This window comes from Lacrimispora sp. 210928-DFI.3.58 (assembly GCF_020554865.1).
In the GTDB taxonomy this organism is placed as follows: domain Bacteria; phylum Bacillota; class Clostridia; order Lachnospirales; family Lachnospiraceae; genus Enterocloster.
Window position 1 is genome coordinate 13025 of record NZ_JAJCIC010000031.1, and the last position, 16339, is coordinate 29363.

12 protein-coding genes, 1 tRNA gene and 1 other annotated feature are annotated in these 16339 nt (G+C 51.0%); all 13 genes read left to right on the plus strand.

The window, feature by feature from the left end:
- Positions 1 to 17 precede the first annotated feature (17 nt).
- Positions 18 to 271 (plus strand) — a binding site (T-box leader).
- 58 nt (positions 272 to 329) lie between these two features.
- The 13 genes from pheS to LIZ87_RS16850 all read left to right on the plus strand — a co-directional run bounded on the left by pheS (position 330) and on the right by LIZ87_RS16850 (position 16304).
- Positions 330 to 1349, plus strand: a complete 1020-nt coding sequence (gene pheS, locus LIZ87_RS16790; protein ID WP_227148541.1) for a phenylalanine--tRNA ligase subunit alpha — start codon at positions 330 to 332, stop codon at positions 1347 to 1349.
- Between the two features lie 35 nt (positions 1350 to 1384).
- Positions 1385 to 3817, plus strand: coding sequence for a phenylalanine--tRNA ligase subunit beta (gene pheT / locus LIZ87_RS16795; RefSeq protein ID WP_227148542.1), 2433 nt, complete (start codon positions 1385 to 1387; stop codon positions 3815 to 3817).
- 184 nt (positions 3818 to 4001) lie between these two features.
- Positions 4002 to 4085, plus strand: a tRNA-Leu gene (locus LIZ87_RS16800).
- 204 nt (positions 4086 to 4289) lie between these two features.
- Positions 4290 to 5027: an ABC transporter ATP-binding protein gene (locus LIZ87_RS16805; protein ID WP_227148560.1), complete on the plus strand. Its 738-nt coding sequence runs from the start codon at positions 4290 to 4292 to the stop codon at positions 5025 to 5027.
- A gap of 131 nt (positions 5028 to 5158) precedes the next feature.
- On the plus strand, positions 5159 to 6076 hold the full coding sequence (locus LIZ87_RS16810; protein ID WP_227148543.1) for a SufB/SufD family protein: 918 nt from the start codon (positions 5159 to 5161) through the stop codon (positions 6074 to 6076).
- Between the two features lie 123 nt (positions 6077 to 6199).
- Complete coding sequence (locus LIZ87_RS16815) at positions 6200 to 8068, plus strand: S8 family peptidase (RefSeq protein ID WP_227148544.1); 1869 nt, start codon at positions 6200 to 6202, stop codon at positions 8066 to 8068.
- A gap of 75 nt (positions 8069 to 8143) precedes the next feature.
- Positions 8144 to 8506 carry a DUF6864 domain-containing function gene (locus tag LIZ87_RS16820; RefSeq protein ID WP_227148545.1) on the plus strand — a complete coding sequence of 121 codons (363 nt, stop codon included), beginning with the start codon at positions 8144 to 8146 and terminating at the stop codon, positions 8504 to 8506.
- Positions 8507 to 8615: 109 nt separating this feature from the next.
- Positions 8616 to 9719 carry a hypothetical protein gene (locus LIZ87_RS16825; protein WP_227148561.1) on the plus strand — a complete coding sequence of 368 codons (1104 nt, stop codon included), beginning with the start codon at positions 8616 to 8618 and terminating at the stop codon, positions 9717 to 9719.
- A gap of 227 nt (positions 9720 to 9946) precedes the next feature.
- On the plus strand, positions 9947 to 10879 hold the full coding sequence (pfkB, locus tag LIZ87_RS16830; protein WP_227148546.1) for a 1-phosphofructokinase: 933 nt from the start codon (positions 9947 to 9949) through the stop codon (positions 10877 to 10879).
- Between the two features lie 103 nt (positions 10880 to 10982).
- On the plus strand, positions 10983 to 12254 hold the full coding sequence (locus LIZ87_RS16835; RefSeq protein ID WP_178314737.1) for a zinc-binding dehydrogenase: 1272 nt from the start codon (positions 10983 to 10985) through the stop codon (positions 12252 to 12254).
- A 47-nt stretch (positions 12255 to 12301) separates the two neighbouring features.
- Positions 12302 to 13063, plus strand: coding sequence for a DeoR/GlpR family DNA-binding transcription regulator (locus tag LIZ87_RS16840; protein ID WP_227148547.1), 762 nt, complete (start codon positions 12302 to 12304; stop codon positions 13061 to 13063).
- Positions 13064 to 13163: 100 nt separating this feature from the next.
- Positions 13164 to 15026: a PTS mannitol transporter subunit IICBA gene (locus LIZ87_RS16845; protein WP_227148548.1), complete on the plus strand. Its 1863-nt coding sequence runs from the start codon at positions 13164 to 13166 to the stop codon at positions 15024 to 15026.
- A gap of 267 nt (positions 15027 to 15293) precedes the next feature.
- Positions 15294 to 16304, plus strand: a complete 1011-nt coding sequence (locus LIZ87_RS16850) for a deoxyguanosinetriphosphate triphosphohydrolase (RefSeq protein WP_227148549.1) — start codon at positions 15294 to 15296, stop codon at positions 16302 to 16304.
- The last annotated feature ends 35 nt before the right edge of the window (positions 16305 to 16339 follow it).

Sequence of the window (16339 nt, forward strand, 5' to 3'; positions counted from 1 at the left end):
TACATTAGGTTTTATATCCAAAGGCAATGAAGGTGTACAGTAAGCGCTTATGTTCCGGCAGAGAGGGAGGGCCACCGGCTGAAAGCCATCCCAGGTTCACGTAAGAGAGCTGAATTTCCCACTGGAGCCGCACAGGTGAAGGGCCCATGAAAAGCCCATTAGCCTGCGACGTTGGCATACGTTACATGCATCAAGTGTCTGTCTGTTTTTATGGTTACATAGGAATGACAGGAACCAGGGTGGTACCGCGGGTATATGTCCCGTCCCTTCTGTGATGGAAGGGGCGGGATTTTTTTGTTACCGCCCGGACCAATAGAAAAGGAGAAGCCATGAGAGAGCAGTTAGAAAAAATCAAAGAAGAAGCCTTAAAGCAGATCGCAGCTTCCGATGCCTTGGAAAAGCTGAATGACATCCGCGTATCCTATCTGGGAAAGAAGGGAGAACTGACGAATCTGTTAAAGGGCATGAAAAATGTTGCGCCGGAGGAGCGCCCGAAGGTGGGACAGATGGTGAATGACGCAAGAGCTGTCATTGAAGGAAAGCTGGAGGAGGCAAAGACCGCCCTGGCAAAGAAGGCCCGCGAGGAGCAGTTAAAGAGGGAGGTTATCGATGTTACTCTTCCTGCAAAGAAGAACAATGTGGGCCACAGCCATCCCAATACCATTGCTCTGGAGGCTGTTGAGCGCATCTTCGTTGGAATGGGCTATGAGGTCATAGAAGGGCCGGAGATCGAGTACGATGAGTACAACTTCACAAAGCTGAACATTCCTCCGAACCATCCGGCAAAGGACGAGCAGGATACCTTCTATATCAATAAAGACATTGTGCTGAGAACCCAGACCTCACCGGTTCAGGCGCGCACCATGGAGAAGGGCAAGCTTCCGATCCGTATGATCTCACCGGGACGCGTGTTCCGCTCTGACGAGGTGGACGCCACCCATTCTCCCTCCTTCCACCAGGTAGAGGGACTGGTAATTGACAAGAATATCACACTTGCAGACTTAAAGGGAACCCTGGCAGAGTTTGCAAAGGAAATGTTCGGCGAGGACACAAAGGTAAAGTTCCGTCCCCATCATTTCCCATTCACAGAGCCCAGCGCCGAGATGGATGTGAGCTGCTTTAAGTGCGGCGGCAAGGGCTGCCGGTTCTGCAAGGGCTCAGGCTGGATCGAGATCCTGGGCTGCGGCATGGTGCATCCCCATGTACTTGAAATGTGCGGCATTGATCCCGATGCATATACAGGCTTTGCCTTCGGCGTAGGCTTGGAGCGTATTGCGCTGTTAAAATACGAGATCGACGATATGCGTCTGCTGTATGAGAATGATATTCGGTTTTTAAAGCAGTTCTGATAAGCGATAAAATTTTAGATAGAAGGAGAAACGACATGAATACAGCATTATCATGGATCAAAGCCTATGTCCCGGATCTGGATGTGACTGCCCGGGAGTACACAGACGCCATGACCCTTACGGGCACAAAGGTGGAGGGATATACCTGTTTAGATAAGAACCTGGAGAAGATCGTAGTGGGCGAGGTGCTCTCTGTGGAGCGCCATCCGGATGCCAATAAGCTGGTTGTATGCCAGGTAAATGTAGGCGCTGAAGCGCCGGTACAGATCGTTACCGGAGCTCCCAATATCACCGAGGAATCCATCGGCGTGAAGGTTCCGGTGGTTCTGGACGGAGGCCGTGTGGCGGGAGGCCATGACGGCGGCCCTCTGCCTGAGGACGGAGTGAAGATCAAGAAGGGCAAATTAAGGGGCGTGGAGTCCAACGGCATGATGTGCTCCATCGAGGAGCTGGGCTCTGACCGGAATATGTACCCGGACGCACCGGAGAGCGGCATTTACCTGCTTCCGCCTGACAGCGTTCCGGGAGACGATGCGGTGCGCATTTTAGGCTTAAGGGATGTGGTATTTGAATACGAGATCACCTCCAACCGCGTGGACTGCTACAGCGTGGTAGGCATTGCAAGGGAGGCGGCAGCCACCTTCCGCAAGCCCTTCCATCCGCCGGTGGTAACACCTACAGGCAATAACGAGGACATCCACGACTATTTAAAGGTGCGTGTGGAAAATACCGAGCTGTGCCCGCGCTACATTGCAAGAATGGTAAAGAACATTAAGCTTGGCCCTTCCCCTGAGTGGATGCAGCGCCGTCTGGCAGCCAGCGGCATCCGTCCCATCAGCAACATCGTAGATATCACAAACTACGTCATGGAGGAGTATGGACAGCCCATGCACGCATTTGACTACGACCAGCTGGCAGGCCACGAGATCGTGGTAAAATGCGCAAAGGACGGAGATGTGTTCCAGACTCTGGACGGACAGCAGCGGAAGCTGGATTCCACGATCTTGATGATCAATGACGGGGAAAAGGAAGTCGGCATTGCAGGCATCATGGGCGGTGAGAACTCAAAGATCACAGACAATGTGCGCTCCATGGTATTTGAGTCCGCCTGCTTTGACGGCACCAATATCCGCCTTTCCGCAAAGAAGCTGGGCCTTCGTACCGATGCCTCCGGCAAGTATGAGAAGGGCCTTGACCCCAATACCGCAGAGGAGGCCGTAAACCGCGCCTGCCAGCTGATCGAGGAGCTGGGAGCCGGAGAGGTCGTAGGAGGCATGATCGACATTTACCAGGAGAAGCGCACCGAGAAGAGGATCCCCTTTGAGCCGGAGCGCATCAACAAGCTGCTGGGAACAAATGTAGAGAAGGAGACCATGCTGGAATACTTTAAGGCCCTGGATCTGGGCTATGACCCGGAGACAGAGGAGATCATCGCTCCCACCTGGCGTCAGGATCTGGAGCGCACGGCTGATATTGCAGAGGAAGTGGCAAGATTCTTCGGATATGATAAGATCCCGACCACACTGCCCTCCGGTGAGGCAACCACCGGAAAGCTTTCCCACAAGCTTCTTATTGAAAATGTAGCCAGAGAGACAGCTGAGTTCTGCGGCTTCTCCCAGGGCATGACATATTCCTTTGAGAGCCCGAAGGTATTTGACAAGCTGCTGCTCCCGGCTGACAGCCCCATGCGCATGACCGTGAATATTTCCAATCCGCTGGGCGAGGACTTCAGCGTGATGCGTACCCTATCCTTAAACGGTATGCTCACATCCCTGGCAACCAACTACAACCGCCGCAATAAGGATGTGCGTCTCTACGAGCTGGCAAATGTATACCGTCCCAAGGCACTGCCTCTGACAGAGCTTCCCGACGAGCGCATGCAGTTCACCCTGGGAATGTACGGGGACGGTGATTTCTTCACCATGAAGGGCGTAGTGGAGGAGTTCTTTGACAAGGTTGGAATGAGCAAAAAGCCTCATTACGATCCAAATGGAGATCATCCATACCTGCATCCGGGCAGAAAGGCCGACATTGTCTATGATAAGAAGGTTGTGGGCTTCTTAGGAGAGCTTCATCCTGAGGTGGCTGACAACTACAAGATCGGCGACCGCGCTTATATTGCAGTGATCGATATGCCTGCTATCATGGAATACACGACCTTTGACAGAAAATACACCGGAATCGCCAGGTTCCCGGCTGTGACCCGCGATATCAGTATGGTCGTTCCAAAGGATATCATGGTTGGACAGATCGAGGATATCATTGAGCAGAGAGGCGGCAAGGTGCTGGAGAGCTATCATCTCTTCGACATCTACGAGGGCGCCCAGGTCCTTGCAGGACATAAGTCCGTGGCCTACTCCATCACCTTCCGTGCAAAGGATCACACGCTGGAGGAGAAGGAAGTTACCGCTGTGATGAACAAGATATTAAATGGCCTGAATGGGCTGGGAATTGAGCTCAGGGCATAGGAATCGTATTTTGCCGCAGAGAGAGGAGCCGGGGCAGCGCAATATGGCTGCTGCGGTTCCTCCCTGCGGCAGAATCATTTGGAATTTTTCTAAACAGATATTTTTTTCAAACAATTCAAAAAATGATTGACAAAATTCGATTCCTCTATTATAATTATCTACGTTGCTTGAGAGAGCAGCGAATGCAGAAGTGGCGGAATTGGCAGACGCGCACGGTTCAGGTCCGTGTGGTAGCAATACCTTGAGGGTTCGACTCCCTTCTTCTGCACGAGGAAAATGACAGGAAGCGAAAGGAGCTTCCTGTTTTTTTTATGTCGAAAAATGACCGGATAAATGTTGCAAAAGCAACAGCTATTTTTTGCCAACAGAGGTAAAGTTTTCATAGTAATTTCGTTATAAATGGTATATACTATAACTTATGGCGTCATTTGGCATGACAGTGAACGAAAACAAGAGAGAGGTAGGAAATTTCATGCTTACATTAGAGAATCTTTCCTTTGAGGTCAATGATGAAAAAGGGGAAAAAGGCATTATCAAGGATATCAGCCTTACCATTGACGATGGGAAGTTTGTAGTGATCACAGGACCCAACGGCGGCGGCAAGTCCACGACCGCAAAGCTGATCATGGGAATTGAGCGTCCAACTTCAGGCCGGATCTATTTTGACGGACAGGATATCACGGACATGAGCATTACGGACAGAGCGAAGCTCGGTATCAGCTTTGCCTTCCAGCAGCCCGTGCGGTTTAAGGGAGTCCAGGTGCTGGACCTTCTGCGCCTTGCTTCCGGGAAAAAGCTGACAGTGGCTGAGGCCTGTCAGTATTTGTCAGAGGTGGGACTCTGCGCAAAGGATTATATTAACCGCGAGGTCAATGCCAGCTTATCAGGCGGTGAGCTGAAGCGTATTGAGATCGCCACGGTGATCGCCAGGGCATCGAAGCTCTCCGTATTTGACGAGCCGGAGGCAGGAATTGACCTGTGGAGCTTCCAGAACCTGATTCAGGTATTTGAGCGCATGAGAAAGAGCAACAATGGTTCGATCCTGATCATTTCCCATCAGGAGCGTATTTTGAATATTGCAGATGAGATCGTGGTGATCGCTGACGGAAAAGTGGTGAACCGCGGCACAAGAGAGGAAATCATGCCCACGATCATGGGAACCGCATCAGCAGTAGATGCATGCAGCGGTTTTTATGATAAGGTACAGTAAGCCTGCATGCGCCCGGCTGGCGGACGCGCCACCGCACCATGAAAGTCTGGCGGGCGCACTTGGCATACCTGAACTTAGTGCCGCCTGTCGGCGGCAGGACTTTCATAAGTAACGTGAAGGAGGAAGGAACCATGGATCAGATCCAGGAGAGAATATTGGAAGAGGTAGCGGATCTTCACGGCGTACCGGAGGGAGCCTACAACATCCGCGCAAACGGACAGATGGCCGGAAGGAACACCACGGCCAACATTGACATTGTGACAAAGACAGACAAGCCGGGCATTGATATCCGCATCAAGCCGGGCACAAAGCATGAGAGTGTCCACATCCCGGTGGTAGTGAGCGCCAGCGGATTAAAGGAGGTCGTGTACAATGACTTCTATATCGGCGATGACGCGGATGTGGTGATCGTGGCAGGCTGCGGCATCCATAACTGCGGGAACCAGGACTCCGAGCATGACGGCATCCATCGCTTCTTTGTAGGGAAAAATGCCCACGTGAAATATGTGGAAAAGCACTACGGCGAGGGAGACGGCACGGGAAAGCGCATCTTAAATCCGGGCACAGAGGTTTACATGGAGGAAAACAGCTTCATGGAAATGGAAATGGTCCAGATAAAGGGCGTGGACTCCACCAACCGCACCAATACCGCCGAGCTGGCAGCAGGGGCAAAGCTGATCGTAAGGGAGCGCCTTCTGACCCATGGGACTCAGGAGGCGGAGAGCACCTACATCGTGGAGCTGAACGGAGACGATGCCAGCGCAGATGTGGTTTCCCGCTCTGTGGCAAAGGATCAATCAAAACAGACCTTCAATTCCAAGATCGTGGGAAATGCAAAATGCAGCGGCCATACGGAATGCGACGCCATCATCATGGATGATGCAAAGATATTTGCTATTCCGGGACTGATCGCCAACAACATTGACGCGGCATTGATCCATGAGGCTGCCATCGGAAAGATCGCAGGAGAGCAGATTGTAAAGCTGATGACCCTGGGGCTGACGGAGGAGGAAGCGGAAGCACAGATTGTCAATGGATTCCTGAAATAGCAGGCTTGCAGATCATAGCGTTTCCTGCTGGTGAATATAGTGGTATGAAAGCAGTAAAATGTACTTGTAAGAATCTGGGCTCAAAGAGATTCCGGGAGTACATGAAACCAGCGGGAGGAAAAGATGGAAGACCAAAAACGCGAAAATCTGCTGAATCTGGCCCTGGGGGCAACGAAAGAGGAGCGGGAGCGCTCTGAAAACCTGGAGGTGGGCTATGATCCGGAGGAGAAGACCTGGGAACTGATCGTCCGGTATTTTGGAAGTCTGGATCCATTGCGGGAAATGGGAATCCGGGTAAAGGAGCTCATAGGAGGCTATGCCGTGCTCCGCGTCCCGGAAAGCCGGATCGATGCTGTCAGCAGCTTAAACCAGATCCAATATATAGAAAAACCAAAGAGGCTGTTCTTTGCCGTGAATATGGCAAGAACAGCCTCTTGTCTTTCCGGGCTGCAGCCGTCGGGGCCGGGCGGAACAATCGGTCTGGACAATGTGGCCGGGGTGGGCGGCGGAGCAGGGCCAGGCGAAACGACCGGTCTGGACAGTGCAGCCGGGCCTGCCGCAGGCAGCGCTGCCTTAGGAGCAGGTACTTTGGGCTCCTTGGGGCTGATAGAGGGTGTCGGCTCCGGCCTCACAGGAAGAGGCGTACTGGTGGCTGTCATCGACTCCGGCATCGACTACTTCCATCCCGATTTCCGCAATGAGGATGGAACCACCCGTATTCTCTACCTCTGGGATCAAAACAGGGACACAGTCTATACCAGGGAGGAGATCAACCAGGCATTGTCTCAGGGAGCTTTGGACCGTTCCCTGGGCCTGGCCTCCGTCCCGTCTACAGATACCAGCGGCCATGGAACGGCAGTGGCCGCCATTGCCGCCGGGAATGGACGTGAGAGCAGAGGCGTGTACCGGGGAGTGGCATTTGAAAGCGAGCTCCTCATTGTAAAGCTGGGAACGCCCCTGACAGACAGCTTTCCCAGGACGACCCAGCTGATGGAGGCCCTGGATTTTGTTCTGCGCCGCGCCCAGGAGCTGGGACGGCCTGTGGCGGTAAATATGAGCTTTGGAAACACCTATGGCTCCCACGACGGAACCAGCCTGCTGGAGACATTTATGGACGACATATCCAATTACGGACGCAGCGTATTGGCAGTGGGAACGGGAAATGAGGGAGCCGGGGCAGGCCACACATCGGGAAAGCTTAAGCTGGGCAGGGACGCAGAGGCGGAGCTGTCCATTGCGCCCTTCGAGACAGGTATGGGAGTACAGCTCTGGAAATCCTATGCAGACCAGTTTTCTATCAGCCTTGTCACACCCTCAGGTGTTGCCATAGGCCCCTTAGATGAGAGCCTGGGCCCGCAGACCATAGATACCGGAGAAACCAGGCTCCTCATCTATTACGGAAAGCCCAGCCCTTACAGCCCCTTTCAGGAGGTGTATTTTGACTTCATACCCCGCAGGGACTATCTTGACAGCGGGATATGGGTCTTCCGCCTTACCCCCAGGAGGCTGGTGACAGGGGAATACGACATGTGGCTGCCCTCCAGGGGCATATTAAACCCTGCCACCCGTTTCCTTTCCCCTTCTCCGGAGACCACCCTTACCATCCCGTCCACAGCAGCAAAGGTCATTTCCGTAGGGGCATATGACGATTCCTACGGCTCCTATGCCGATTTCTCCGGCCGCGGCTTTACCCGCCAGATAAGACAGGTCAAACCGGACCTGGCAGCTCCCGGAGTGGACATCGTCACAGCCAGGAGCGGAGGCGGATACGAGGCCGTGACAGGCACCTCCTTTGCAACGCCCTTTGTCACCGGCAGCGCAGCCCTCCTGATGCAGTGGGGGATCGTAGATGGAAATGATGCCTTTCTCTATGGGGAGAAGGTGAAGGCGTATCTGAGACGCGGAGCAAGGCAATTGCCGGGATTTACGGAGTATCCGAATCCGCAAGTGGGGTATGGGGCGCTGTGTGTTCGTGGCAGCTTACCAGTGTGAAAAAAGGGAAAATGCCTTGTTTGTAAAATAATAACATGGTACAATAAAAACAACATTGGTTGAGAGGTGAAAAGAATGCAAGTAAAATTAAGCTCTCAGAAACGGGAAATTATTAGTCACGGAACTGTGTTTTTATTTGATGAGAAGGGTGATCTTACATTTAATATTGACGCAGAAAATTCTTTTGAATTGGTTTTAACTATTAATTTTGACGAAGATATTTCTCAGAAGCGGAGAATCGAAACAAATCTTTCAGAAAACCACCTTAAGATAACATGCATCAATTTTGCAACACTGGGTACAGGGCTGACGGCTCCTTTGGAAATTGCAATAATTGATGGAAAAAAATTATATTTTATGTTCTGGGCATATTTGGAGGGAAGCGAGGAAAATAAAACAAGGGCACGTAAAGTAGAATATACTTTGTATAGTGAATGATGGGAATGGTGATAATGTGGAAAATGGCTTGTTGCGGCAGGAAATAATTGAACTGAATGATAATACTCCGAGAAAAAAACAAAAAAATAATATTACGTGTTATGATATCATGCATGGTGAAAAAAAAGTGGCAGAGATTAATACTCAGGGAGAGGCCACTGTCCTGAATGGAAGGTTTATTCCATATGACCTTTATTTGGAGGATGAGAGCGATTTTGATACGCTGATCAATAATATAAATAATTTTTATCATTGGTGTGCCTCGCGGGTGTTGTCTCTGGATAGAAAATATGCAAAAGAAATTTTAAACAGCATCGGAATGGCACAGGCAATGACAGATCGGGATCGTGCTAAAATATCATTATCATATCACTGTGTATCCCTGACGGATATTTATTGGGTAAAAAAGAGTGATGAAGAAATTTCCTACGAAAAGATAAATTTATATGATAATTCATTAAATGAGGCGGTGGTAGAGCTTTCTTTGCGTGGAAAGCCGATGACAGTTACGAATCAGGAACTGGCACAGGATTTATCTACAAAAGGCTGCTTTCCAAAAGCCTGGATTAGAAGGGAAAAAGATTTTATTTTATTAAAAGATGGCGGTGATGATGCTGTTCAAAAGGAACTCTTAGCAAGTAGATTATGCCAATGCTTTGACTTTAAACAGGTGAAATATAAAGAAGGCTTTTATGATGGGCAAAAAGTAACTGAGAGTAAGATTATCACTTCCCAGAAGTATTCTATTGTTTCCAAGATGGCATTTGAAATATATGCGCAAAATCATGACCTGAATGTATTGGATGAGTGTTTAAGGATAGATAAAGAGACGTACTATGGAATGAATATACTTGATTATCTGGTTGGTAACATAGATCGGCATCCGGAAAACTGGGGATTATTGGTTGATAATCAGACCAATGAATATATTTCGCTATATCCGATCATGGATTTTAACCAGAGCTTTGGAAGTTATGACACTATAGATGGAGCAAACTGTCAAACGGTTTATCCTGAGAAAAGGACGCAGCGAGAGGCGGCTATTGAGGCAGTCAGAAATATTGGGCTACATCAGATTAAAGATATAGATGGAAATCTTTTTGAAGATAAGATAGAATGGAAAACAATGTTTTTTCGAAGACTTGAAGAATTAAAAAATGCTGTAGACGAGCAACTTCGTAACAATAATCCGCACATGATGGAATGTCGGTAATATCCATCTATGTTTTAAAATGCCGCAGGCGATCACCGGACGACCGCCTGCGGTATTTTTTTGCCCGCTATGGAAGAAGATTCGATAAACTTTTGAATCAAAAGAAAAATAATGCAAAATCATTAAAATAACAGTTGACATCTGCTGAAAATGTGTTATTATGTATATAGAGTTGTTGAAACGAAACAAAAAGAGATGTTAAAACGAAAATAAAAAGGAGGATTACCATGATTTACACTGTAACCTTGAATCCAGCCCTGGATAAGACAGTTGAGATCCCTTCTCTGACGATCGACAGTGTCAACCGGATCACCACCATGCGGACAGATCCGGGTGGAAAGGGCATCAATGTCTCTAAGGTGATCGACAAGCTGGGAGGCAGGAGCATTGCCACAGGTATTCTCGGAGGAGATACGGGACGTGCGATCCAATCTGCCCTGGAGGCCATGGGACTTGAGACCTGCTTTCAGTTTGTGGAGGGCGAGACCCGTACGAACTTAAAGGTGATCGATCCGGTGAACCATACCAATACCGACATCAATGAGCCTGGCGTCACCGTATCCGAGGAGATCCTGAATGAGCTTTTAGGGGAGCTGCTGGCAAAGCTGGCTGCCGGTGATATCGTGGTCCTCTCAGGAAGCCTGCCAAAGGGAGCGCCAAAGGATACCTATTGCACCTGGGTGAAGGCCTGTAAGGCAGCAGGGGCAAAGGTGATCCTGGATGCGGACGGAGCACTGCTGGCCGCAGGCATTGAGGCCTCTCCCTATCTGATCAAGCCTAATAATCATGAGCTTTCCGGCCTTATGGGACAGACGCTGGAAACACCAAAGGAGCTGGAGCGGGCAGCCCGCAGCCTGATGGAGAAGTACGGGATCGCGAAGATCGTTGTCTCCATGGGAGGCGATGGAGCCCTGTATGTGACAGAGAACGAGACAGTTTATGCAGAGGGCCTGAAGGTTCCGGTGGGGAGTACCGTAGGTGCCGGAGACAGCGTGGTGGCTTCTCTTGCCGTTGCAGAGGAGTCCGGCATGAGCCTTGAGGAGGCTGTCCGCCTTTCCACAGCCACCGGCGCAGCTAATGTGATGTGCAGCGGGACACAGGCAGCAGAGTACAGCGTGATCGAGGGATTGATCCCGAAGGTGGTATTTGGCAGGCTGTAATACAGAGTGCATCCGCAGCCAGAAAATGATTTGTTGTTCTAAAAGAAAATTCATTGTTGCAAAGCTACATATATTCAATTAAGATGGAGAAAGGAGTTTTATTATGAAAGCAAGAGGCGTTAGACTGCATGCGGCAAACGATTTAAGACTTGAGGAGTTTGAACTTCCGGAGATCACAGATGACGAGATCCTGGTAAAGGTGGTATCTGACAGTATTTGTATGTCCACCTACAAATGTGCGATCCTGGGCACTGCCCACAAGCGTGTTCACGATGATGTGGCTGAGCATCCGGCTATCATGGGCCATGAGTTTGCAGGCGACATTGTGAAGGTAGGTAAGAACCACCAGGATACCTTTAAGCCTGGTATGAAGTTCACCCTGCAGCCGGCTTTAAACTACAAGGGGACCATGTGGAGCCCAGGCTATTCCTACGAGTTCTTTGGCGGAGATACCACCTACTGCGTTATTCCTGCTGAGGTGATGGAGTTAGGCTGCCTGCTGGAGTACAAGGGCCGTGCTTACTATGAGGCATCCCTGGCTGAGCCAATGTCCTGCAGCATCGGTGCATTTAATGCTGCTTACCACACTCAGATGGGCGTGTATACCCACCAGATGGGCATCAAGGAAGGCGGAAAGCTGGCGATCATGGCTGGTGCAGGTCCTATGGGACTGGGCGCTCTGACCTATGCTCTTCACCGCGATGTCCGTCCATCCATGGTAGTTGTGACAGATTTAAACCAGGAGCGCCTGGACCGGGCTGCTCACCTGTTCCCTCCGGCAGAGGTTGCTGAGAAGGAAGGCATTGAGCTGCACTTTGTAAATACCGGAAGCTTCGAGGACCCGGTAGCAGAGCTTATGAGAATCTCCGGCGGAACAGGCTACGATGATGTGCTGTGCTATGCTCCTGTTGCCGCTGTTGTGAAGCAGTCCAGCGATATCCTGGGCCGTGACGGCTGCCTGAATTTCTTTGCAGGCCCTACAGACAACAAGTTCAGCGCAACTATGAACTTCTATGATGTGCACTACAATTCTACTCATGTAATGGGAACCACAGGTGGCAATACCGATGACATGATCGAGTCCCTGGAGCTGACTGCTGCAAAGCGCATTGATCCGGCTGTTATGGTAACTCACATCGGCGGTCTGGACAGCGTAGCGGAGACCACTCTGAACCTGCCTAAGATCCCAGGGGGCAAGAAGCTCATTTACACTCATCTGACCATGCCTCTGACCGCCCTTACTGACCTTCGCGCAAAGGGCGAGGCAGAGAAGGATGAGCGTCTGATCGCTCTGGCTGATATTGTGGATGCTCACAAGGGCTTATGGTGCCCGGAGGCAGAAGAGTACTTACTTGCCAACTTTATCAACGAATAAATGTTGCCGGGACCTTCCGTTTGTCCCGGCACAGACGGGAGGTCCTTATGGATTCAATGGAAACTCGCAGAAATGCGATAGTTGAACTGATCAACGAAAAAGGAACAGTCAGTTTTTCTCAGCTGAAGGATGCATTTCCAAATGTATCTGAGATGACACTGCGCACAGATCTGAAGCTTTTAGACGAGGCAAAGCGTATCCTGCGCATCCACGGAGGGGCAAGATCCGTGCAGGTCATCATTGGCACAGATGATTTTCTGAACCGGAAGTCTGTCCGGAATATCCCTGAAAAACAGAAGATTGCAGAAAAGGCACTGACGCTTCTGCACCCGGATACCACTATTTTCCTGGATTCAGGAAGCACCACCACCATGTTTGCACGCCAGTTCCCGGACCAGTCGAACCTGATCTATACCACCGGCCTAAGCTGTGCAACAGAGCTTGCGAATCTGTCGAAGCCCATCGTGATGCTTCCCGGCGGCAGGCTGAACCGCTACAGCCAGAGTATTTTTGGCTTTTCTGCCATCAAAGAGCTGGAGCGGATCAATTTTCATCAGGTATTTCTGGGGATCACGGGCTTTCACTATTCGGCAGGCTTTACGGGCGGTATCAATGAAGAGGTGATTTTAAAGCAGACAGCCATCCGGCAGTCAGAGCAGGTCATTGCTTTGATGGATTCCTCCAAGATCGGGGTGAAATGCAGCTTTGGCGTCTGCGGACTTGCAGATATTGATATCGTAGTTTCCGATGGGAAGCTGCCGGAGGAATTCCTGGCAGAGTGCAGAAAATATGGCGTGACAGTCCTGTAAGCAGCTGCTTTCCGCCCGCAGCGGACCAGTCAGCGTTGCTGGCCGCGGTGCGTGATCAGTTTCCCCATTGATAGATTCAATAAAAGAGGGGTTCTTTCTTATGAAAAACAACGTTCAACGTTTTGGTAAATTTTTATCAGCAATGGTTATGCCAAATATTGGCGCGCTGATCGCCTTTGGTTTCCTTGCTGCACTGTTTATTGATACTGGATGGATACCCAATAAGGGCTTCAACAGCATGGTCGGCCCAATGCTGACCTATCTGATCCCTATCCTGATCGCTTCCACCGGAGGCCGCATGATCGGCGGCGACCGCGGCCGTGTGGTTGGCGCTATCGCTGTGATCGGCGCCATTATGAGCAACACAGAGATCACCATGCTGATGGCAGCTATGGTTATGGGACCGTTAGCCGGCTTCTGCATTAAGAAATTTGATGATGCCATGGACGGTCATATGCCGGCTGGCTTTGAGATGCTGATCAACAACTTTTCCGCAGGCATCATCGGCATGATCCTGGCGATGCTGGGCTATGTGGTGATCGGCCCTGTGATGAGCGGCATCCTCTCCATCCTGTCCGCAGGTGTCAATGTGCTGGTACAGAACAGCCTGCTTCCTCTGGTTGCCATTTTCATCGAGCCTGCAAAGGTGCTGTTCCTGAACAATGCCATCAACCATGGTATTTTCACCCCCATTGCCACAGCTCAGGCTGCTGAGACCGGCAAGTCCATCATGTATATGCTGGAGCCGAACCCAGGTCCGGGCCTTGGCGTCCTGCTGGCCTATATGTTCTTCTGCAAGGATAAGGCAACAAAGGACTCTGCACCCGGCGCTGTGATCATCCACCTGCTGGGCGGAATCCATGAGATCTATTTCCCATATATCCTGATGAATCCGCTGGTGATCATCGCTCCAATTGTGGGAAGCGTAGTGGGTATTTTCTGGTTCAACATGACCGGCTGCGGCCTGGTAGGCCCGGCATCTCCCGGCTCTATCATTGCCTATATGATGATGACGCCCGGCCCGGATATGCTCAAGGTCATTGCAGGTGTTCTGATCTCCGCAGGCATTTCCTTTGCCATTGCATGCCCTATTGTGAGAATGGCGGGAGGCAAGAGCCTGGAGGAGGCCCAGAGCGAGGTATCTGCCATGAAGGCAGAGGCAAAGGGCCAGACAGTAGTGCCTGGCACCATTGAAAAGACGGAAGAGATCAAGAAGATCGTGTTTGCATGCGATGCAGGTATGGGCTCCTCCGCAATGGGCGCAACGAAGTTCCGCAACCGTATCAAGGGCAACAGGCCTGACATTACAGTGATCAATACCTCTGTGGACAATATTCCGTCTGACTGCGACATCGCTGTGGTACAGACAACGCTGGCTGACCGCGCAAGGAAGTCCGCACCTCAGGCACAGCTGATCACCATCGGCAATTTCCTGGCTGATCCTGCCTTGGATGCCCTGTATGTGCAGCTGACAACAGGCGATGCCCCGGCAGCTCCGGCTGGCGAGAATACGGACATCATTATCCCGGATGTACCGGTCAAGAAGCAGGTCATCATCGCAGAGGGCATCAAACTGGGCCAGAAGCCTGTGAGCAAGGAGGAGGCCATCCAGGCAGCAGGGGAGCTGCTGGAAAAGCTTGGATACGTGGACGGCACCTATGTCACAGCCATGCAGGACCGCGAGAAGCTGGTTTCCACCTACATCGGCATGGGCGTGGCAATTCCGCACGGCACCACTCAGGCAAAGGGCACAGTAAAGAAAACAGGTATTGTATTCTTCCAGTATCCGGAAGGCGTTGACTTCGGAATGGAAAAGGCACAGCTGGTATTCGGCATTGCCGGTATCGGCGACGAGCATCTGGAGCTCTTAAGCAAGCTCTACACCTTACTGGAGGATCCGGCAAGGCTGGAGACCTTAAAGACCACAGACGATGTGGAGTGGGTATTGGAGCAGTTAGGTTAAATGAAGTAATTACATAGGGGAGTATTTTACAGTGCGGGTTCCTTCGCAATAGGGGGAGCCCGCACTGTTCGTATGTCCGCATATGCAGGTATTCATAAAAGTGAAAATTTGGAAACCGGGCGATAAATTTTTTACAACGCGTATTATTTTATGCTATAATCTACATTAGGATAGTTTAATCAAATGAGCCTTGACACAGTTTTATGTGATTTTTTGTAGTAAAATGGACATGATGCAAATATAATAATAGAGATAGGGAGTGGGAGAATGAACATCAGGGAAACGTTGGAGGCACTGGAGGAGCAGACATTAAGTCCCTATGCGTCTCTTTCCGGCAGAACGCGGGGGCGCGACAGGGAGGAGGAACTCTGCGATATCAGGCCGGAATACCAGAGGGACAGGGACCGTATCCTTCACTGCAAGGCCTTCCGCCGTTTGAAGCACAAGACCCAGGTGTTCCTTGCCCCTGAGGGGGACCACTACAGGACCAGGCTTACCCATACCCTGGAGGTGTCCCAGATCGCCAGGACCATTGCCAAATCCCTCCGTCTCAATGAGAGCCTGACAGAAGCCATTGCCCTGGGACATGATCTGGGCCATACGCCCTTTGGACATTCCGGGGAATACATACTGAACCAGCTCTGTGAGGACGGCTTTGCCCACTATGAACAGAGCGTCCGCGTGGTGGAGGTGCTGGAAAAGGACGGAAGGGGTCTGAACCTCACCTGGGAGGTGCGGGACGGTATCAGGAACCACAGGACCTCAGGCCATCCATCCACCCTGGAGGGCGGCATTGTCCGCCTTTCCGACAAGATCGCCTATATCAACCACGACATTGACGATGCCATCCGCGCCAGGATGTTTCAGGAGGAGGAGCTTCCCCGTGAGTACACGGATGTGCTGGGGCACAGTGTCAGGGAGCGGCTCAACAACATGATACACGACATTATCCTGAACAGCATGGACAAGCCGGAGATCTCCATGACAGAGGGCATGGAGGAGGCCATGCAGGGCCTCCGCCGGTGGATGTTTGCCAATGTTTACAAGAATGATATCCCCAAAGCAGAGGAGAGTAAGGCTCAGCAGATGATCGCACAGCTTTATGAGTACTATATGAAGCACGTAGACAAGCTTCCTGTGGAGTATGTGCTCCTCATGGTAAACGGCGGGGAGAAGAAGTCCAGAGTGGTATGCGACTATATTGCCGGCATGAGTGATATCTATGCCATAGACCAGTTTGAGACCTTATTTGTTCCAAAGCGCTGGAACGTTTATTGAGTAACAGCACAGACGGCGGGGAAATCCATACTTCT

Excerpts from the sequence above, each read along its gene's own strand:
- pheS (WP_227148541.1), top strand. The coding sequence starts at position 330 with ATGAGAGAGCAGTTAGAAAAAATCAAAGAAGAAGCCTTAAAGCAGATC.
- pheT (WP_227148542.1), top strand. The coding sequence starts at position 1,385 with ATGAATACAGCATTATCATGGATCAAAGCCTATGTCCCGGATCTGGAT.
- LIZ87_RS16805 (WP_227148560.1), top strand. The coding sequence starts at position 4,290 with ATGCTTACATTAGAGAATCTTTCCTTTGAGGTCAATGATGAAAAAGGG.
- LIZ87_RS16810 (WP_227148543.1), top strand. The coding sequence starts at position 5,159 with ATGGATCAGATCCAGGAGAGAATATTGGAAGAGGTAGCGGATCTTCAC.
- LIZ87_RS16815 (WP_227148544.1), top strand. The coding sequence starts at position 6,200 with ATGGAAGACCAAAAACGCGAAAATCTGCTGAATCTGGCCCTGGGGGCA.
- LIZ87_RS16820 (WP_227148545.1), top strand. The coding sequence starts at position 8,144 with ATGCAAGTAAAATTAAGCTCTCAGAAACGGGAAATTATTAGTCACGGA.
- LIZ87_RS16825 (WP_227148561.1), top strand. The coding sequence starts at position 8,616 with ATGCATGGTGAAAAAAAAGTGGCAGAGATTAATACTCAGGGAGAGGCC.
- pfkB (WP_227148546.1), top strand. The coding sequence starts at position 9,947 with ATGATTTACACTGTAACCTTGAATCCAGCCCTGGATAAGACAGTTGAG.
- LIZ87_RS16835 (WP_178314737.1), top strand. The coding sequence starts at position 10,983 with ATGAAAGCAAGAGGCGTTAGACTGCATGCGGCAAACGATTTAAGACTT.
- LIZ87_RS16840 (WP_227148547.1), top strand. The coding sequence starts at position 12,302 with ATGGATTCAATGGAAACTCGCAGAAATGCGATAGTTGAACTGATCAAC.
- LIZ87_RS16845 (WP_227148548.1), top strand. The coding sequence starts at position 13,164 with ATGAAAAACAACGTTCAACGTTTTGGTAAATTTTTATCAGCAATGGTT.
- LIZ87_RS16850 (WP_227148549.1), top strand. The coding sequence starts at position 15,294 with ATGAACATCAGGGAAACGTTGGAGGCACTGGAGGAGCAGACATTAAGT.